This is a genomic window from Acidobacteriota bacterium (assembly GCA_022340665.1).
In the GTDB taxonomy this organism is placed as follows: domain Bacteria; phylum Acidobacteriota; class Thermoanaerobaculia; order Thermoanaerobaculales; family Sulfomarinibacteraceae; genus Sulfomarinibacter.
The window spans coordinates 1-19,603 of sequence record JAJDNM010000092.1; the positions used below are offsets into that span (position 1 = coordinate 1).

General features: G+C 63.1%; 16 protein-coding genes. 3 read left to right on the forward strand and 13 right to left on the reverse strand.

The genetic code is table 11. From position 1 onward, the window contains the following. From LJE93_11115 to LJE93_11135, 5 genes are all read right to left on the reverse strand, one after another. Positions 1 to 548 (reverse strand): nickel-dependent hydrogenase large subunit (locus LJE93_11115; GenBank protein ID MCG6949452.1); only part of this gene is annotated, 548 nt, incomplete at its 3' end. Beyond that, complete coding sequence (gene hybB, locus LJE93_11120; GenBank protein MCG6949453.1) at positions 545 to 1,765, reverse strand: Ni/Fe-hydrogenase cytochrome b subunit; 1,221 nt, start codon at positions 1,763 to 1,765, stop codon at positions 545 to 547. The genes LJE93_11115 and hybB, both read right to left, overlap by 4 nt. Continuing rightward, positions 1,758 to 2,636 (reverse strand): hydrogenase 2 operon protein HybA, encoded by an 879-nt coding sequence (gene hybA, locus LJE93_11125; GenBank protein MCG6949454.1) that lies wholly within the window; start codon positions 2,634 to 2,636, stop codon positions 1,758 to 1,760. Before hybA ends, hybB begins: the two co-directional genes overlap by 8 nt. Then, complete coding sequence (locus tag LJE93_11130; GenBank protein MCG6949455.1) at positions 2,633 to 3,748, reverse strand: hydrogenase small subunit; 1,116 nt, start codon at positions 3,746 to 3,748, stop codon at positions 2,633 to 2,635. The genes hybA and LJE93_11130 overlap by 4 nt, the downstream gene beginning before the upstream one ends. A 572-nt stretch (positions 3,749 to 4,320) precedes the next feature. After that, complete coding sequence (locus LJE93_11135; protein MCG6949456.1) at positions 4,321 to 6,063, reverse strand: sodium:alanine symporter family protein; 1,743 nt, start codon at positions 6,061 to 6,063, stop codon at positions 4,321 to 4,323. Between the two features lie 520 nt (positions 6,064 to 6,583). On the opposite strand from LJE93_11135, the gene LJE93_11140 reads away from it, so the two are divergent. Beyond that, positions 6,584 to 7,096 (forward strand): DUF2155 domain-containing protein, encoded by a 513-nt coding sequence (locus LJE93_11140; GenBank protein ID MCG6949457.1) that lies wholly within the window; start codon positions 6,584 to 6,586, stop codon positions 7,094 to 7,096. A 57-nt stretch (positions 7,097 to 7,153) separates the two neighbouring features. On the opposite strand, the gene LJE93_11145 is transcribed toward LJE93_11140, so the two are convergent. The 8 genes from LJE93_11145 to LJE93_11180 form a co-directional block, all read right to left on the reverse strand. Further along, entirely contained in the window at positions 7,154 to 8,788 is a 1,635-nt protein-coding gene (locus LJE93_11145) for an aldehyde dehydrogenase family protein (GenBank protein ID MCG6949458.1), read from the reverse strand. A gap of 139 nt (positions 8,789 to 8,927) precedes the next feature. Beyond that, a complete protein-coding gene (locus LJE93_11150; GenBank protein MCG6949459.1) occupies positions 8,928 to 9,743 on the reverse strand; it encodes a patatin-like phospholipase family protein in 816 nt (271 codons plus the stop codon). After that, the gene (locus LJE93_11155; GenBank protein MCG6949460.1) at positions 9,740 to 10,522 is read right to left on the reverse strand and encodes an SDR family oxidoreductase; all 783 of its coding nucleotides are present in this window, start codon (positions 10,520 to 10,522) and stop codon (positions 9,740 to 9,742) included. Before LJE93_11155 ends, LJE93_11150 begins: the two co-directional genes overlap by 4 nt. A gap of 232 nt (positions 10,523 to 10,754) precedes the next feature. Further along, complete coding sequence (locus tag LJE93_11160; GenBank protein MCG6949461.1) at positions 10,755 to 12,140, reverse strand: lysine 2,3-aminomutase; 1,386 nt, start codon at positions 12,138 to 12,140, stop codon at positions 10,755 to 10,757. A 227-nt stretch (positions 12,141 to 12,367) separates the two neighbouring features. Beyond that, positions 12,368 to 13,159: a hypothetical protein gene (locus tag LJE93_11165; GenBank protein ID MCG6949462.1), complete on the reverse strand. Its 792-nt coding sequence runs from the start codon at positions 13,157 to 13,159 to the stop codon at positions 12,368 to 12,370. 320 nt (positions 13,160 to 13,479) lie between these two features. Then, positions 13,480 to 14,859: a sigma-54 dependent transcriptional regulator gene (locus LJE93_11170; GenBank protein MCG6949463.1), complete on the reverse strand. Its 1,380-nt coding sequence runs from the start codon at positions 14,857 to 14,859 to the stop codon at positions 13,480 to 13,482. Next, complete coding sequence (locus LJE93_11175; GenBank protein ID MCG6949464.1) at positions 14,852 to 16,417, reverse strand: HAMP domain-containing histidine kinase; 1,566 nt, start codon at positions 16,415 to 16,417, stop codon at positions 14,852 to 14,854. Before LJE93_11175 ends, LJE93_11170 begins: the two co-directional genes overlap by 8 nt. Positions 16,418 to 16,579: 162 nt before the next feature. Then, positions 16,580 to 16,792, reverse strand: a complete 213-nt coding sequence (locus LJE93_11180) for a hypothetical protein (GenBank protein MCG6949465.1) — start codon at positions 16,790 to 16,792, stop codon at positions 16,580 to 16,582. 256 nt (positions 16,793 to 17,048) lie between these two features. Here LJE93_11180 and LJE93_11185 point away from each other — a divergent pair, with 256 nt between their 5' ends. Both LJE93_11185 and LJE93_11190 read left to right on the forward strand, forming a co-directional pair. Beyond that, on the forward strand, positions 17,049 to 17,987 hold the full coding sequence (locus tag LJE93_11185) for a P-loop NTPase (GenBank protein ID MCG6949466.1): 939 nt from the start codon (positions 17,049 to 17,051) through the stop codon (positions 17,985 to 17,987). Then, positions 17,984 to 18,526 carry a helix-turn-helix domain-containing protein gene (locus LJE93_11190; protein MCG6949467.1) on the forward strand — a complete coding sequence of 181 codons (543 nt, stop codon included), beginning with the start codon at positions 17,984 to 17,986 and terminating at the stop codon, positions 18,524 to 18,526. The genes LJE93_11185 and LJE93_11190 overlap by 4 nt, the downstream gene beginning before the upstream one ends. Positions 18,527 to 19,603: the final 1,077 nt, after the last annotated feature.

Here is a 19,603-nt window from a genome sequence, read left to right on the forward strand (position 1 = left end):
ACGTCCGGCGGCAGGTCCATCGCCGGGTGGCCCCAGTAGCCGTTGGTGAAAATGCCGAGCTGGCCCTTGGAGACGAAGTCGGCGACCTTCTCCTTGACCGCGGTGAGCGTCTTGACGTCGTTCCCGGGCCACGGGGACAGAGATTGCGCGAGCTTCGCTGTTGTAACCGGGTTCCCCTTCAGGGCCGACACCACGTCCACCCAGTCGAGGGCCGACAGGTGGTAGAAGTGGACGATGTGATCGTGCAGCGCATGCGCCGCAATCAGGATATTGCGGATCAGCTGCGCGTTGAGCGGCGGATTGATACCGAGGGCGTTCTCCACCGCACGCACCGAGGCGATGGCGTGCACGGTCGTGCACACACCGCAGATGCGCTGGGTGAAGATCCACGCATCACGAGGATCCCGTCCTTCGAGGATTTTCTCGATTCCGCGCCACATCTGACCCGAGGACCAGGAGTTCTGCACCTTGCCCCGGTCGACCTCAACGTCGATGCGCAGATGACCCTCGATGCGCGTAATCGGGTCAACAGTGATTCTGGCCATCAGGCCCTCCCTTCCGTTGCTGGAACCTGAACGGCGGTCGCGCCGCCCAGGATCGGATAGCGTTTCACAATGAAGATGTAGAGGAAGATCTCGAATCCGATGACGCCGAGCGTGATCAGCAACTCGAGGGTCGTCGGGAAGTACGACCAGTTTTCCCCCGGATTGAATGCGGTCAGGTAGGTGTCGAAGCGGTACATGCCACCGGCCAGCATGATGAACATCGATGCCCTGAAGATGGTGATGAACTTCGCGCGTGATTGCGGTCGAATCAACATCACCATCGGGATGGCGAAGAGAGCCATCTCGATCCAGAACACGACGCTGAGGGTTCCAGATGTGAACATCATCGCGGTCTTGCCGCTGATGATGATGTCTCCGAACCGCAACAGCAGGAAAAGCGCCAGGACGACGACGATCGCGCCCGAGAGCGAGGTCAGCATCTCGTCCTCGCGCTGGCGTTTGAAGACCCTGCTCGACACCGCCGACTCCCACACCACGACGGCATAGCCCATACCGATGCAGGAGATGAGATAGAGCAGCGGAATCCAGGGGGTGTTCCACAGGGCGTGGAGCTTGTGCCCGGCAAGCAGCATCAGGGTCCCGAGCGACGACTGGTGCATGGTCGGGAGCAACACGCCGAGGGCAATGATCCAGATCAGGAACTTGTCATAGAACTTGAGGCCCCACTCGGCGAACTTGATCAGCGATTCGTTGCTCGAGGTCGCCTTCCACTTCTCGAGGAAGGCGGGACCGAGCTCGATCCACAGAACGCCGACGTAGGCCATGACGCACAGCGCCACTTCGAGCAGCGCCGAGTTCCAGTTGTAGCTCCCCATGTCGGGGAACCCTCCGAGCGGAATGCGCCAGATCCCCCACCAGCGACCGACGTCGATGATGATTGCCAACGCAGCCATCGAGTACCCGAGGGCACTCGTCAAAAGGGCAGGCCGCACCAGCGGGTGGTACTTGCCCTTGTTGAGAATGTAGGCGAGGATCGCGATCGCATACCCACCGCACGCCAGCGCCGTGCCGGTGACGACGTCGAAGGCGATCCAGATCCCCCACGGGTATCCGTCGGTCAGACCCGAAACCGTTCCGATCCCGGTCAGGAACCGGTAGAGCAGGATCAGGACCCAGATGCCGAGGAAGATCACGAGGAAACGGGTAAATCGATTGAAAATTACGGGGCCGCCGACTGGTTCAGCGTGATGCTCACTCATCGGACCCCTCCTTCTTCGAAACGCGGCGGTTGCGCCACAGCACCGCACCGAGAATGCCGTAAAGGGCGACCGGCGCGATGAACCCCCGATAGATGCCGTGCTGGATGGTCCGGGCCTCCACTCCCACACCCTCGTCACCCAGCTCCGGCAGCCCGAGCTTCTCGAACGCCACATCGGCGAGGTACAGGACCTGGGTGCCGCCGCCCTCGGTGTCGCCGAAGATCTGCGGTGCACCAGCCGGGTAGTAGCGTTCCGGGTGATCCGCGATGCGTTGCCGCGCGTCCGCCAGCAGCTCTTCGTAGGTGCCGAAGATCACCGCCTCCTTGGGGCAGGCCTGGCAGCAACCCGGCTCCTCGCCGCGCGCCAGCATGTGATTGCAGAGCTCGCACTTGACGATTTCCGGTACTGCCGTGTCCCACTGGAACTTCGGAATGTTGTAGGGGCAAGCAATCTGGCAGTAGCGGCAGCCGATACAGCGGTCCTTGTCCCAGGTGACGATGCCGTACTCGCGCTTCTTGAAGGCGCCGATCATGCAGGCATTGACGCAGCCGGGGTCGATGCAGTGCATGCACTGCTGTTTCATGTAGGACTTCTCGCCCTCACCCTCGTAGAGCTTGATGATGTTCTTGGTGTACCCGTCCAGATCTTTGGGCGGGTCGTACCTGTTTCCCGGGAGGTTGTTGGCCGTCTTGCACGCCGTCACGCAGGCCTGGCAGCCGATACAACGGGTGGCGTCGTAGAGCATCCCGACCGCGTCCGCTGGTGCGGCGGGCCGGGTCGACGAGGCCTCGGCTGTTGTCGCAGCCGAAACCGCGGTACCGGCGCCTGCGACGGCGGCTCCTTTCAGCAAAGTTCGTCGATCCATGCTCATGACGACTCCTCCTCGCTCCCCCCTTCCGCCATTTTCTTGGAGGCCATCAGACCCGCGCCGACCACGGCGCCACCAACCAGTCCGGCAACGCCTGCTGCGGCTGCGGACGGGCTGGCTCGATGGTCCGGGTGAATTGGCGGAACGGCGTTCTCGGGCAGCGTTGCTTCCTGGTGCAACGGTTTGTTGAAGGCGACACCTTTCTCGGTGCAACCGAAGCACGGATGGCCGATGCCGATCGGCCAGGCACCCGGCACCTCCCCGAAGTTCAGCGTCGAGCAGTTGGCGTGGGTTTCCGGTCCTTTGCAGCCGAGCGCGAAGAGACAGTAGCCCAGCCTGTGACCCTCGTCGCCGAATTGACGGGCGAACCGACCGGCGTCGAAATGCGCACGGCGCGGGCAGTGCTCGTGGATGGTACGGCCGTAGGCGAACAGCGGGCGGCCCTTGTCATCGAGCGCCGGCAGAGAGCCCAGGGCAACGAACTGGAGAACCGTGCCGAGGAAGTTGTACGGATTCGCCGGGCAGCCCGGAATGGTGACCACCGTCGTGCCTTCGAGGATCTGAGGGGCTCCGGCGGCGTCGGTCGGATTCGGATCTGCCGAGGGGATGCCGCCCCACGAGGCGCAGGAACCGATCGCGATTACCGCAGCCGCGTTCCCGGCAACCTCCTCGAGGATATCGATCGCTGTCCGGCCACCGATCTGGCAGTAGATGCCGCCGTCCTTTCTCGGGATCGCGCCTTCGACCACGCAGACGTACTGGCCCGCGTGCTCCTCCATCGCCGTGTGCAGGGCATCTTCGATCTGATAGCCCGCAGCGGCGAAGAGCGTCTCGTGGTAATCCAGCGAGACGAGGTCGAGGATCAGCTCCGCGATGCCAGGATGAGAGGTTCGGAGCAAGGACTCCGTGCACCCCGTGCACTCCTGGAAGTGGAGCCAGATCACTGATGGTTTCAGGCCTGCCTCGGCAGCCTCCGCCCACTTGATCCCCGTGCTCGCGGGAAGACCGACGGCGGCCGCTGCCATCATGCATGCCTTGACGAAGTCCCTTCGGCCGAGACCCTCCTCCTGGGGGGTACCGTCGGGCACACCAAACCTCTCATCCCTCCTACCCATCATGGCCTCCTTTGGATTTTTCCGGTTGGACCAACAAAAAACCTATCCCACATTTTTGACCAAAACACAGTACGGCGGCCAATTCTCCGTTGTCAACAAAAAGCCCTGAATTTCGCCTGATTCTCAAATATATGTCTCATTGTGAATGCGACCTAATTGCAGAAAGCGAACACGGCAAGGCCGAAAAAAGACTCGAATGGCGGGGGCGTCTTGAGGTCTGATCGACCGAATTTGGAGCGGTCGAACTTCAATTGGCTGACAACGGCGTTATTGTCGGGAATCGACCAGAAATCTCGACCCGCCTCTTCCGTCGTCGTAGCGTCGAAGGAATGCCGTTCGAGCGATCGTCCCCTCCGTCGTCGTCGAGATTGAGTTGCCGGATGTTTTCCGTGGGAAAATGTTCTGGTGGTGGATGTTGGATATTGGATGTTGGATGTTGGATGCTGGATGCTGGATGCTGGATGCTGGATGCACCCGGAGCGTAGATTCCCCTCAGAAAACGTCACGGGGCGGGAGGGCGGATCCAGGATCCAGCATCTAGGATCCAGAATCGGGCGGGCGGGTGGGTACCTTCAGCGCTCTGGAGGCTCCAGCTTGCCCTCGGCGGCGTACTCCTTCGTCCAGCCCTTCACGAGCCCTGTGAGGAGCAGAATCGAGATCAGGTTGGGGATGGTCATCAGACCCAGCGCCATGTCACCGAACGCCCACACCAGCTCGAGCGAGTAGACCGCCCCGAGGAAGTGGGCGATGCAGAAGACCACGCGATAGGGCATCACCCACCTGGGACCGGCGAGGTAGAGGATCGACCGGTCGCCGTAGTAGGACCAGCTGATGGCGGTCGACAGCCCGAAGAAGAACACCGCCATCGTCACCAGCAGGTGGCCGTTGCCGAACGCGAACCCGCCGAGACCCTCGCGGAACGCCCAGGCAGTGAGCGGCGAGCCGTTCTGCATCGCCCGCCCGCGCATGACGAGCACGCCACCGAATGTGCCGTCTTCAATCTCCACCGTCGCCTCTTCCAGCTTGCCACCGGCCACCTCGTCGAGCGAGAGGTTTCCGGTGAAGGCCCGCAGGTTTCTGAGCAACACCGGGTCGTCGGCAACCAGGAGCTCCGGGTCGTCGACCAGCGCGTGATTGCGCACCAGGGCGAAGCCTTCCGGCCTTCCGTCGCGGACCGAAAGCGTGCCCGACGCCAGATCGCGCCCGAGCACCTCCCCGTTGAGTTGGACATCGGCGTCACCGGCAACCGCGACGATTGCCGATTGCTCGTTGACCAGCAATTGCTGCTCCTGTTTTTCCTTCCAGACACCCGAGATGAGGATCACCAGACCGGTCATGGTGCAGATGAGCAAGGTGTCGATGAACGGGCCGATCATCGCCACCACGCCCTCGCGTATCGGCTCGTCGGTCTTGGCGGCGGCATGGGCAATCGGCGCAGAGCCCTGGCCCGACTCGTTCGAGAAAAGTCCCCGTTTGACGCCCCAGGTGAGCATGAAGATGAAGGTCCCGCCGGCGAAGCCCCCGATCTGGGCAGCCGGTGTGAAGGCGGAGGTGAATATCAGGGCCAGCGTGCCGGGCACCTGATCAATGTGGAGCACGAGGACAATGAATGCGGCGCCCACGTAGAAGGCGGCCATGAACGGCACCAGTTTCGAGGTCACTCTGCCGATCCGCCGGATACCGCCGAGGATGACCGCCGCCACCAGCGTGGCGAGGATCAGGCCGGTCACCCAGGTCGGCACGCCGAGGTCCTGGCGGAACTGATCGGCGACCGTGAAGGACTGGACGGCGTTGCCCGAACCGAAGGACGAGATTACGGCGAAGCAGGCGAACGCCACCGCCAGCGGTTTCCACTTCGGACCGAGGCCGTTCTCGATCGAGTACATCGGACCGCCGGCCGCCGAGCCGCCCGGCAGGATGATTCGGGTCTTCATCGACAGTGTGCACTCGGTGAACTTGAGGGCCATTCCGAAGACGGCCGTCACCCACATCCAGAAGAGTGCGCCCGGCCCGCCGTAGTGGATCGCGGTCGCGACACCGGCGATGTTGCCGATGCCGACGGTCGCCGAGAGCGCAGTCGTCAACGCCTGGAAGTGCGAGAGATCGCCCTCGTGCTCCGGATCGTCATACTCGCCCCGAATGACTCGCAGGCCGTGACGAAAATACCGTATCTGGATCCACCCCAGGCGAAACGTCGTGACCAGGCCGGTCCCCACCAGCAGCACGACCAGAAGCGGCATCGCGGCCGGCCACCCCCAGACAATCCCGCTGACGGTGTATATGGCCTCGCTCACCCATTCGACCAGTGAATTCATGCGCCCCTCCCCGACTCCAAGGCCCGCCAATGCTAGCGATGCGGTCCCGAAGTCGCAACCACCGAATCTCATTCTCGCGTCTTGCTTCGGCGTGCGTGGTGCCACTCGTCGCATTGTCGCCGGCGCGCCCCCAACGGAAACGCGACAAAGACAATGAGACGGGTGGCACCGGTGAGGACCCAGCTTGTCCCGGCGAAACGCGCAGCACGAAACCGGAAGGGTCCGAGCGGAGGGATCTGTGAAGAACTCAACAGATGCGCTCCTGACTTTGCCACAGATTTCGCAGCTCGCCCACGTCGTTCGCTCGGTCAAAATGACACGGGAGCGGGTGGGAGGAATTCCGAATTCCGAAATCCGGCACTGTCCGTCAGGAGCGGAGCGTGGCCAACGGCCGGGAAGGAAGGATGGTAGGAGGCCGGCCATTGGCCACCCGCTCATGGCGGATAGACGCCGCGGCCGAAGGCCGCGAGCAAATCCGAAATCCGTCCAAGCTATACTCCTCCGCCGAAGGAGATCGATGATGCGTCAACTACTCGTGATAACACTCGCGCTCATATTCGCCGCTTGTGGAGCGGGCACCGAGCCCGAACAGGCGGAGGTCCAGACGATACCCGACGACGACGTTCATGCGACTGCCATGGGTGGCTCGATGGGCGGCATGATGGGTGGTCTCAACACCGAGATCGGCCTCGACCCGGAGATCGCCGCTGCGTGGAACGGCATCAGGGTTCATGTCATCGGCAGGGAAAGCGGCGAAGGAAATATCTTCGACGTTGCCCTCGGAGAGACGGTCGCCCTCGGCGACAGCGGTTTGACGCTGACGGCCGACGTCTTCATCCCCGATTTCGTGATGGACGAGCGGGGCATCACCAGCCGCTCGGCCGAAACCCAGAACCCGGCGGCGAGAGTCGTCATCTCCGAGGAGGGCATGGCCGATTACGAGGGCTGGCTCTTCGCGGCAATGCCCGAGATCCACCCATTTCCTCACGATCGGTATCAAGTTCTCTTGGTCGAGGGCATACCTGCGGAATAGCGCTGACGGTCCTCAGCCCTTAATTTTGCCGGCCGCCTCCGAACGCGGCAGGCAGAATTAAAACAGTTTGTGCGGGTTTGCCAACAGCGTGGATTTTCTCATGCGCTGCCAGAACCGCCTGGTCCGGGCGAGGGGAAAGACATTCACGAATCTGCCGAGATCCTTGCCGTAGAGCAGCGGCAGGGCAGCTCGCAGGAAATGCTTGAAGTCTTCATCGTAAGGGTAGTACCACGGCATCGCTACGTCGGTTCCGGGATCCCGCATCACGTACTTGACGTTGACCAGCTCGTGGAAACCGAATTCACCGTGGGCACGCCCGATGCCACTCTCACGAACACCTCCCCAGACGCCCGTCTGCTCCACGAAGGCCACGGCGTGGTCGTTGATCGTGACAACGCCGGCCTCGAGTTCGCGCTGCATCCTTGCCGCCAGCGCCCTCGAACGGGTCCAGCCCGACGCGGTGAGTCCGAACTGTGACTGGTTGGCGCGACGGATGCCCTCATCGACGGAATCCACCGGCACCACCGGCAGCAGAGGACCGAAGGTCTCCTCCCGCATGACCTCCATTGCGTCGTTGACGTCGACCAGCACCGTTGGCGGGTAGAAGTACCCGGGCCCATCGGGCTTGCTTCCGCCGGTCAGCGCGCGCGCACCGGAGGCAACCGCATCCTCGACCTGGCGGGCCACGATGTCGAGCTGGCCCTTGGAGGTCAATGGCCCCATATCGGTGTCGGGCCGGGACGGATCTCCCATCTTGATCTCGTTCGTGAGCTCGACGATCCTCGCGAGCAGCGTGTCGTAGATCGGACGTTCGACGTATGCGCGCTCGATCGAGGCGCAGGTCTGGCCGCTGTTGACGAACGCACCCCACACCACGCCGCGAGCGGTCCGCTCGAGGTGAGCATCGGCCGCAATGACCGCCGCATCTTTGCCGCCAAGCTCGAGCTGGGCCGGCACCAGTCGCTCTGCGCAGCGGCGGGCGACGTGTCGACCGACGTCGACCGATCCGGTGAAGAGCACCTTGACGACGTCCGGGTGATCGAGCACCACGTCGGTCGCCGAACCGGGCAGGGCAACCGTGTTGATCACCCCGGGCGGAAATCCCGCCCGCCGCGCCATATCACCCAGCTTCAGACCGATCAGCATCGTCGCCGAGGCCGGTTTGAAAACCACCGTGTTGCCGGCGCCGACCGCCGGCACGATCTCGTTCATCGGGATGCCCACCGGGTAGTTCCACGGCGTGATGACTGCCATCACTCCCAGGGGATCGAAGCGATAGCCCGCCTGCCAATGAGCGAACAGGAGCTGGTAAGGACTGACCGGCTTGAAGGCCAGCAGCTTCGGCAGCATCTTCGAGTAATAGGAAAGGGCCTCCAGACCGGGAAAAATGTCTACCAGTCTGGCTTCGGTGATCGGTTTTCCCCCCTCTGTCGAAACCAGCCGCGCGAGCTCGTCACGCTCGTCGACCATGATGTCCATCCAGCGACGTATCAGCCTCTGACGCTCGGCCACGGGGGTTGTCGCCCATCCGGGAAACGCTTCCTTGGCGGCGCGCACCGCGTCGATCGCCCCGTCACCGTCGAGAGCCGAGACGGTCGCGATCTCCTCTTCGGTGGCCGGGTTGTAGCTGGTGATGGAACGTGGACCCTCGACATCCACGTTGCGAACGATGGATTTCGTCTGGAGGTTCATGGTGGGATTGTACTCCCACCCTCCCACCCGATGTTCGATGCTGGATGCTGGATGCTGGATGCTGGATGCTGGATGTTTAACGTTCAACGTTTCACGTTCAACGTTGAACGTTTCGGTGTCGCCGATGCCCCTCGCGCACCTAATGGGCGGGAACCGTGAATGCAGCAGCACCGACGAAGATGCTCGTGTCAGTCGACGCGGCCTGCTCGATAGCGCTTTCGATATCAAGGCGACCAAGCTCGATCGCTTGGCGAATCCTCGCCCACTCCATCGTCCAGCGACCGACCGGGAGGGGTTGCGTCGGAGTGATGACCACGAGTCGCTCGGCGCGGTGCTTTCGCGCGAGCTCCTGCCGAAGCTCGCGGAGCCCGTTCGGCGAGCAGGCCGCGATCCAGATCTCATCGAATCGCCCCTCGGGGATCACGTCGAGCGGAACCCGGTGAATCAGGCCGCCGTCCATGTGTCGCTCACCGTCGATCGTCACTGCTTCCCTGAACCCGTTGATGTAGGGAACGAACGCCGTCGCGCGAAGCATCAGGCCGAAGGCCCGGTCGTCCCCCGCTTGCCGGTTCGACAGGAAGGCTGGCTCGAACCTCGGCAGCGGCCAGCCCGGACCCACCACCCTAGCCGTCGCCACTACGACCTCGGCCTCGGACGTCCTGGCAGCTCGAACGTCCATCGTCTGCAGGGTGATCGTTTGAATCAGGCCATCCACGGTTCGAAGCCTGCCGAACGACAACCAGGGATGCGGAGCAATGCGCCACGGATCAGCCTGGCGCCAGGAGTCGATCAGCGCCTCGGGATCGCCGGCCGCGAACCAGGCCGAGGCGATGCCCCCGGCCGACACTCCCGCCATCAAATCGAACTCGACGCCGGCCTCCTGCAGGGGCCCGAGAAATCCCGCGTAGTAGGCGCCCCGGTTGGCGCCGGACGCCATCAGGAGAGCGCGTTTCACCCCTGTTCCGTCCGGTGGGCGAAGACAGCAGCCGCCTGCGCCGTTGGCATCAGGATCATCTCGCGGACATTCGCATGCGGAGGTCGGGTGGCGCAGAAGACGACCGCGTCGGCCACATCCTCCCCGCTGAGCGGCTCGAGGCCTTGGTACACCCCGTCCGCTCGAGCGGAATCGCCGTGGAATCTGACCAACGAAAACTCGGTCTCCACCATCCCCGGGTCGACCGAGGACACGCGAACGCCGGTTCCGAGCAAGTCGATGCCCAGCGCACGGCTGACGGCGGTGACCGCGTGCTTCGACGCGCAATAGACGTTGCCCCCCGGGTAGACCTCGTGACCGGCGATCGACCCGATGTTGATGACGTGACCCTGGCCCCGGTCCACCATTTGCTTGGCGACGACCCGCGTAACGTAGAGCAACCCCTTGAGGTTGGTGTCGATCATCTCCTCCCAGTCCTCGACCTCGCCATCGTGAAGGGGGGCGAGGCCTCGAGCGAGGCCGGCGTTGTTGACCAGAATATCGATTTCACGCCACTCTCCTGGCAGATCGCCGATCCACCCCTCGACCGCATCGCGGTTGCGCACATCCAGCGCCGTGGACAGGACCTCGACACCGTGATGTTGCCGCATGGATTGGGCCAGCTCTTCAAGCCGGTCGAGCCGCCTGGCGGCGATCAGCAGCCGACAGCCGTGGGCAGCGAATGCCTCCGCACATGCGCGACCGATACCACTCGACGCCCCGGTCACCAGAACACATTTGGACTTCAGATCGGCACTCATGCTCGCCCCTCCCGGCCGGCCATTCCGGCGACATTCTACCCGCACACCGCATTCAATAATTTTGAATTTTGAATTTTGAGTTCCCACCCACCCTCCCGCGAAGAGGGGCAGAGGGGCAGTGACGCGGTTCCCCATTTCCCCTCGTCTCCTCTGCACGTGTGACGGCGGGCGGGCGGACGGGAATTCCTAATTCCGAATTCCTAATTCCAAATTGGGTGGTTGGGCGGGAGGCCTACGCCGTCATCTCCTCGTCCTCGTCTCCAGCCCGCGCCCACTCCGGCTCCCACTGTCCCTCGAGCATCGCCCGGATGTACGGCTCGAAGAAGAACTGATGTCCGCCGAAGGCCGGCTGGAGATCATCCAGCCAGGTCGCCTGGGAATCGAAGTGCGCGAAGAACACGCGGTTGACCCACTCCGGGTCCCTGGCCTGGACCATTTTGAGGACGAAGACCCGGTCACCCTGGATGGTCGCGACACCATCGACCAGGACCTTTCCCGGAGTTGCCGACATCGACGGCCCGCGAACAGTGCGGGCGAGTCCGGACACCTCGGAAATGGCGGAAGCGAAGATGCGGATCGCCCTGGCGAGCGGCACCTGGAAGTACTGCTTCGGGCCCGTATCCCGCTCGATGAAGAAATAGTAGGGCACCGCCCCGAGGGCCACCTGGCGCCGCCACATCTCGGTCCAGATCTCGGGTCGGTCGTTGATGTGGCGCATGATCGGTGCCTGAGTGCGGATTACCGCGCCGGTGTCGAGAATTCGGCGCACCGCCCTCTCCACCTCTCGGGTCTCCGACTCCCGCGGATGGCTGAAGTGGGCCATGAAGGCCAGCTGACGACCTCGGGCACCAATCTCTTCGAAGAGGCGCAAGACCTCATCGGCATCGCGATCCGAGAGGTATCGGTAGGGCCAGTAAGAGAGCGACTTGGTGCCGATCCGAATCGACTGGACGTGATCGAGCGCGGGGTCGAGGAGCGGTTCGATCGTCCTACGCAGGAGTCCGGCGTTCATGAGCATCGGATCACCGCCGGTGACCAGAACGTCGGTCACCTCATCATGCTCGGTGAGATAGCGGACGAGGTCGTGGACGTTTCTCGCCGCGAACCTGAAGTCCTTGACGCCGACGAACTGCGCCCAGCGGAAGCAGTAGGTGCAGTAGGCGTGGCAGGTCTGCCCCTGGACTGGGAAGAAGAGCACCGTCTCGCGGTACTTGTGCTGGCAGCCCAGAACTCGCTCGCCGTCGACCCTGGGGACGTTGAGGGTCTTCTGTCCGGAAGGGTTCGGATGCATCCGTACGTGGATATCGCGCACCAGGCGGTGCAGCCGCTCACCCTCCTCTCCCCGAACCACCAGGTCCTCGAGCCGCAGAAAATCAGCGCGCTCGAGCATCCCGGCCTGCGGAAAGGTCAGCTGGTAGATGGGATCGTTCGGAATATCATCCCAATCGATGAGCTCACGCAATACGTACTGGTTGACCCTGAACGGCAGCACCGTCGAGGCGGTCTTGAGGGCGATTCGCTGTTCGGTGGAGAGGTGGCGCATCTCTGGAAGGCGGTCGATGTGTCGACGACCATACGCGCGGAACCGAGGCCGATCGACAACCGTCGGTCTCTGCATCGGTCACCTCCATCGCGCATGGATTTCCGCTACTCGTCCCATTTCCTCCTGAGTACCTTGGCGTTTCAGGCGCGGACTACGCGCTGCGATTTTGACACTGAGGTCAACGACTTCCAAGGAGGTCATGGAGGCGTTGTTCTACCGCCGTCGATCAGGCAGATTTGAGAAAAGAAGGCGAGGGGATAAACCCCTCGCCCTCAATCAGTTCTGTTATTCCTAAAGTCCTTTTATTCGTCCTCGATCACCTTCTCCTCGCGGATCTTGATCACGTGGACGCCGGCATGTTCGACCTTTTTCATCACGCAGCCGGTGACCGGATCGATGTAGTCGTCGAGGAGTCCGTCCGCCGCCTTGACCGTCAGCATCGAGCCGGTCTCCTCACAGCGATAGGTCACGAAATCACCATGTCCGTGATGGCCGAGCCGCTCGATGACGATCGGCTCTCCCTCGCCATCATCCACCCACTTCATGACGTGGGCACCGTCCGTGGTGTAGAACTCCTCGAAATCCTCACCAAACTTCTCCTCGAGAGCTTCGATGTCGATCTCACCGTTCTCATTCTTGAGGACGAAGACATCGTGATCGGGGTGTCCTTCGCCGTGAAAGACCATCGTTTGATCGCCCTCGCCGACGAACATCACGTTGGCGTCCACATCGAAGTCCTCCCCTTCGCCGACCTTCTTGATCACGATGTGTCGCTCCTGATGCGGGCCGCCGTCGGCCACGGTCGCGCAGAACCGTTCATGGTGGCCGTCTTCACCAACCAGGAGCAACCGGTCGCCTTCCCGCTTGACATTGATCTCGTGCCCGCCGACGTCGAAGGTGCGTTCCTCGCCTTCTCCGAGGTCATCGAGAGTGACCACCTCCTTGACCCCGTTCACATCGATGGTCAGCTCCTGTCCGTTGTCACTGCGCACTTCGACCTTCATGGTGGTTTCTTCGGCCAACACCCAGACCGCTCCGACCACCAGGATCAACGCCGCCGCCACCAGGTATCGAGTCCAGCTATCGAGCTTCATTCTTGCCTCCCTCATGGATTGGCCGCCGATCGGTTCGCGCAGCCGTATGTCAATTCATCCGTACAGCAATCGCCGTGCCAGGGTATTCGGGCCCCTGTCATCCCCCAGTCTACCGATATGCGGAGATCAACTCCCCATTTCAGGAGATTCTCCCCCGCCCAGCTCGCATTATTCATGAGAATTCGTCGCGAAAGGCGCGAGGTACATGCGTGGTTTCGATTTCGCAGGATGAGCGAGCGGAGGCGTACTTGAGGTACGTCGAGCGAGCGAATCGAGAAAGCGGAACCACGCGCAGTAAATCGCGCCTTGCAGCAGAAGAATCATGATGAATGCGGGCCACTCATCCCGTGCTTCTCGAGCCGGTAGAGGAACGCCTTGTAACCCAGACCCATCAGGCGAGCGGCAGCGGCACGGTTGCCCTGCGCCCTCTCCATGGCCTGCCGCATCATGCTTTTCTCCACCTGCTCCCAGACGAGCCCGTCGGCCGGCAGGCTGAAAGGACAGTCGCCCCGACCGGCCGTGGCCCGGCGCATCTCGGTCGGAAGATCTTCGCTGCTCGGCCGGCCGTTCTCGGCCAGCAGCACCAGGCGCTCGACCGCGTTGGCGAGCTCGCGGACGTTGCCCGGCCAGCCGTGCTCCATCAACAATCGCAGCACGTCTGGTGGAAGGGACCGCACCTCGATGCCATGCCGCGCCGAGGCTTGATCGAGAAACGCCGCCGCCAGGAGTGGTACGTCCTCCATCCGGTCTCGCAGCGGCGGAAGCTCGATCGGCACAACGTTGAGCCGATAGAAGAGGTCTTCGCGAAACGCGTCTTCGGCTACCATCGCCGGCAGATCTCGATTCGATGCGGCAATCACCCGGACATCACAACCGACTTCACCGCTGCCGCCGACCCGGGAAAACCGGCGCTCCTGCAGCACCCGCAGCAGGGTCGCCTGTAGAGGCAGCGGCATGGAGGCGATCTCGTCGAGGAAAATGGTCCCGCCGTCGGCCTCTTCGAACCGCCCTTCCCGACGCCGGTGAGCTCCCGTGAACGCTCCTTTTTCGTGGCCGAAGAGCTCGCTCTCGATCAGGGTCTCCGGAATAGCGGCGCAATTGACCGCAACGAACGGACGTTCCGCCCTTCGGCTCGAGCGGTGAAGAGTGCGCGCCACCAGCTCTTTCCCGGTCCCCGACTCACCGGTTACCAGCACCGTGGCATCGGTCGCGGCCACCTTCTCGATCGTTCGGTAGAGCGTCCGCATCACCTCTGATCGACCGATCAGCTCGCCGAAACCGTCACCCTCTCTCAGGACCTCGCGGAGCTCACGGTTCTCCCGCTCCAACCTGCGAGTTCGCAGCACACGCTGCACGGCAAGCAGGAGAGCGTCCCGCTCGAATGGTTTGCCGAGGTAATCGTCCGCACCCCGCCGGATGGCGTCTACCGCATGCGAGATCGATCCGTAGGCCGTCATCACGATAAACGCACATCCGAGGGCGCGCGCACGCACCTCGTCGAGCAGCTCTCCCCCGTTGCCACCGGGCATTCGCCAGTCGCAGAGGATGAGATCCGGGACCGCCTGGGAGATCTCGTCGAGCGCCTCGTCGACGGTTCCCGCTTCACGCACCTCGTGCCCTTCGCGGGCGAGAATCTCCGCGATCAGCTTGCGTTGGGCGGCCTCGTCCTCGACCAACAGAACGGACACACCCTTACTCACCTGTCTCGTCTCCCGGCTCTTCCGAGGATCCCGTCAACGGCAGCCGAATCGTCGCGACAGTGCCGCCATCGGCGCCATCGACAATCTCGAGCGAGCCGCCGTGCATGCCGACGACCAGCTGCCTGGCGAGAAACAAACCCATCCCCGAGCCGCCCACCTTGGTCGTGACGTGCGGCGAGAAGAGCCGTTCCTTGACGGCCTTCGGCAGCCCCGGACCTCCGTCGACCACACTGACCACTGCCTGTCCGTCTTCGACCTCGAGGGAGACCTCCACGGGTTCCTCCGCCGGCGACACCTCGGTCGCGTTCTCGATCAGATTGCTGAGAGCGGCGCGGACCGCTCCCGGCACCACCCGCACAGGTACCGCCTCATCGCCGCCTTGCACCCTGACATCTGCTCCCTGTTGTACCGACTCCAATATGACTGCCCGCACCAGAGCTCCGAGGTCGGTCGCCTCGGGCTCGGCCAATTCCTCCGCGCCGAGGGCGAGAAATGACCTCAACCAGCGGTCGATTCTCCGAATCTGTGCGCGCGAGGTGGCGACCAGGTCCTGACCATCCTGGCCGCTCGATGCGAGCTCCTCGACGGCCAGGCCCAGGGTGTGGAGAGGGTTCCTGAGGGTGTGAGCGAGCCCCCGCGAAAGGTCGCCGAGCTGCGCCAGGTGCTCTCGCTCCTGCCATCGCTCGCGCTGAGCCTCGAGCTCGGCGAGCCGTGCCGACATCGAGTTGAACGCCCGCTGCAGGTCTCCAACCTCGCCGGCCGCAGAGACCGGCACCTGGACACCGAACTCGCCGCTGCCGAGTGCCTCCGCGCCGTCAGCCAGGGAACGCAGCGGTCGGGTGAGTCGTCGGGACAGAACGGCGGAGCCGACCAGACCGACGATCAGCAACACCCCTCCCATCGCGGCCGCCTCTCGCATGGTCTCCCGTACCGCCTGGACCGCCGGCGACACCGGAATCGGAATGCGATGCACCGTATCGTCATCCTCGCTCACGACCAGGAATCTCTCGTGCCTCACGTCACCGGGCTCGACACCGACCACCAGCTTACGGACTTTCACGTCTATCGGCGCCTGCTCGGCCTGCGCCATGTGTTGAGCACTCTCGCCGGTTGTCGCGTCAGCGTGCCCACCGATTTGCTTCGTTTCCACGACCCACTCGATCTTCTTCGAGCTCTCGTCGCCGACTGGCCTGGCAAATTCTCTTCGAATCACCCTCTTCTCGTCGTGCTCGACGTGCTCCGCCGCCGGATCGTGAACCATCACGAAGCTGTATTGGTCCTTTTCGTCCTCGCCCTGTGCGGCCTTGGTCCCCTCCTCCCCCGAGTCGGCGAGCAAATCGGCATCGACATCGACCCAGAGATCCTCGCCGGAGCCCATCACCAGGCCGCCGAACATCTCCCTTTCAGCCGACAGCACGCTGGTGCCGACCGTCGTCGCCACCCGCGTAACCTCGTCCTCGATGGACCGCAGCTGGCGCGCATAGATCCACCACTGGATGGCCATCAGCGCCAGAACCAGCGCTGCCGTACCCAGGAATAATCGCGTTTGAATTCGCATGGTTGCTCCTGTCAGGAGTATAAGCGCCTCATCCGACGCCGTACGACATTTCAAGCAACACCCGTGCCAAAAGGCAGGGTTAGAACGTTCGAACGTTAGAACGTTCAACGTTCAACGTTCAACGTTCAAACGTTTATAGGCTCTCTCTGCGGAGGTGATCGATCAATCGTCCTGCTCAGGAGGGTGGTGATCGACGCGGGTGGCTTCCCAGCGGCCCATGAACTCGACCCAGTTGAGCGGCGATCCGCCGTTCCAGCTTTCGACGAATATCGGGCTCGAGAGGCTCGCCGCGCGGAGCGGCGGTTCCGACCGGATATGGCGCCGGTGGTTGGTGCCGCCATTTCGGCGGGACGTATTTCGGCGGTGGTGCTTCATCTCACTCCATGGGCTGCGGATTTGGACCATTTTTCGACGATGTCCTGTACCTCGTAAAAACCCGAATTCCCTTTGCAGAATTCCACCTGTATACGAAGCAAAAGACGCGACCGTCTGGCCTCCAATTCTCAAACTCTTCATGAGGAGCACATGGTGGCCGCGATGCTAGACTGTCTGAAATGACGAGGGTCACACGCATCACCGGTTCATCCGATTGCTCGTGCTCCGAGCCGGCGAATGGAAGCGGTGGCTGGAGATGACCGAGCCGATACCTGATAAACGCAAGAGACGCCCGCGCGTCTGGGCGATCGGCGGCGGCAAGGGCGGGATCGGCAAATCTGTCATCGCCACCAATGTCGCGGCGGCTATCGCCGGACCGGACACCAGGGTAGCGCTTATCGACGCCGACCTCGGAGGCGCCAACCTCCACACCCTGCTCGGCGTGCCGAGCCCGAAAGCGAACCTCTCGGACTTCATTTCGAAACGGGTGAACTCGCTGGGCGAAATCATGACTCCAACGCCGATCGACAACGTCTGGCTGGTCTCGGGTGCGAAGGCGCTGGTCGAGATGGCCAACCCGAACTTCGGGCAAAAGGCCAAGCTGTTGCGCCACATCAACGACCTGGAAGTCGACCACGTGGTTCTCGATCTCGGAGCCGGAACCAGCTTCAACGTGCTGGACTTCTTTCTGGTCGCGCGCAAGGGCGTGTTGGTGGTTGTGCCCGAGCCGACGTCGGTCGAAAACGCCTATCATTTCCTCAAGGCGGCCTTCTTCCGCAAGCTCAAACGCGCCAAACCGAGGCCCCAGGTCAAGGCGGCGATCAAAGAGGTGATGAACGGCAGCGCGCGCGCCAAGGTGAAGACGCCGCGGGATCTGATCACCCAGGTCTGGGCGGTCGATCCGGAGGTCGGTGCGGCGCTGGTCGCAGAGGCCAGTGCGTTCCGCCCGGGGCTGATCGTCAACCGCGCCGATCACCCCAAACACGAGCGCCTCGGCGAGGACATGGTCACCGCGTGCCGCGACTACTTCGGCATCCGCCTCCAGTACCTCGGTTCGCTGCCCAATGACAAGCTGGTCCACAGGTCGGTGGTCGAACAGAAGCCGGCTTCCGAATACTTCACCGAAATCCCCTTCGTCGGCGCGGTGAAATCCGTCGTCGACAAACTCACCTACGCTCGCCCGAGGGCGTCATGAGCGCTCGACCGGAGGACTGGGAGATTCTCGGCCTCGAGCCCGGGGCCGATCTCGGCCAGGTGAAACGGGCCTACCGCCAGCGAAAGGCCCTCTACGAGCCAACCGAACTCGCGACCTACAATCTCCTGGACGCGGAGGAGCGCGCGGAGATAGTCACCAAAATCGACGAGGCATACGAGCGAATTCTGGAATCCGAACCCGTGGCTCCCGATCCGGCGATGGCCCCGCCGGTGGCCGCGCCAAAGGAAAGCGTCCCCGCACCGATCCCCGATGCTCCGGACCCCGCGCTCCTTCCGGGCGAGCACCTGCGCCACCATCGGCGCGCGAGGGGTTTCACCCTGCACCAGATCGCGGCCGAAACGAAGATCAATATCGCGATCCTCGAGCAAATCGAAAACGAGGACTTCGCCGCGCTGCCCGCAATCGCCTTCGTCCGGGGCCACGTCCATCAGATTGCGCGCGAGATCAAGCTGGAGAACCCCTACGAGTTCGCCAAGATGTACGTCGCGAAGATGGAGGGCAGCGGCGAAGAAGAGTGACGAATTCGGATTGAGGAATTCGGAAATCCGGTCCGCCCCCCCGATGCTCGATGCTCGATGCTCGATGCTCGATGCTCGATGCTCGATGCTCGATTCAACGAATCGATAAATCGTCAGGCTGATCTGTCAAGGGGTGGGTGGGCAGATCGAGTATCCAGTATCGAGAGACGAGTGCCGGTCTGGCAGCCTTGATCGAACGGTCTCCCCTGTTGTCCATATGATGCTGCCAGCTGTCCGGCGTCCATCGGCGCCCGCCGGAGTGAAGGGCTTCGTTGCGAGGGCCACGAGACGTTGCGAGATCGCGTCCGTATGCGGACGCCAGATTGCGGCGTATCGCGGACCGCAGCAGGAGCCCGGAAGCGACAGCGGGCGGGCGAGGAGTGGCGGGCCGACGAGAGCCTGCTCTCGGAGGACCGGCAGGCTGAGAACGCGGGCGCCGCAGGCGCCACGCCGGTCTCGGGTCTCCACCGATGCGATCGCTCCAACACGAAATCGGAGCTCAGGCGGAGATTTCGTGTCGCGCCGAGGTTGGGCCTCTGAGCGCGATTCTCCGACTGGAGCGAGGAGGAACTGATCTCGTGATCGTTCCGACGATGCCGACAAGCAAAGCGCGGCTCCCAGGTCCGGGATCGGCGCGAGGAAAAACAGACTTATGGATGCGCGATATCCACAGATCCCTCCACTCGCTTCGCTCGGTCGGGATGACAAGGAGGGGTCGAGCGTACCGAGATTGGCAACCAACTTCGCTCGGTCGAGATGACAGGAAGGTGGGCGGCCGCCCGCCGCAGGCGCGCAGCAGACGGGGGCCGACGGGTCGACGAGAGCTCGCTTTCGGAGAACCGGAGGCCCGAGGATGCGTTGCCGCGGTTGTAAACCGCGGCGGGCGAGGCCGACAGCCCTAGAAAAAGGGCGCCCGCAAGGGCGCCCCCAGAATTCGCGAAGCGAATGTTCGTTATTTGATGCCGGCCGACTCTTCGAGCATCGCAGTCGTGACCGACTTCGGGCGCTCGATCGGATAGCCGAGGGCACGGTCCCAGGTGATGTTGGTCAGCACGCCCAGCGCACGGCCGATGCCGA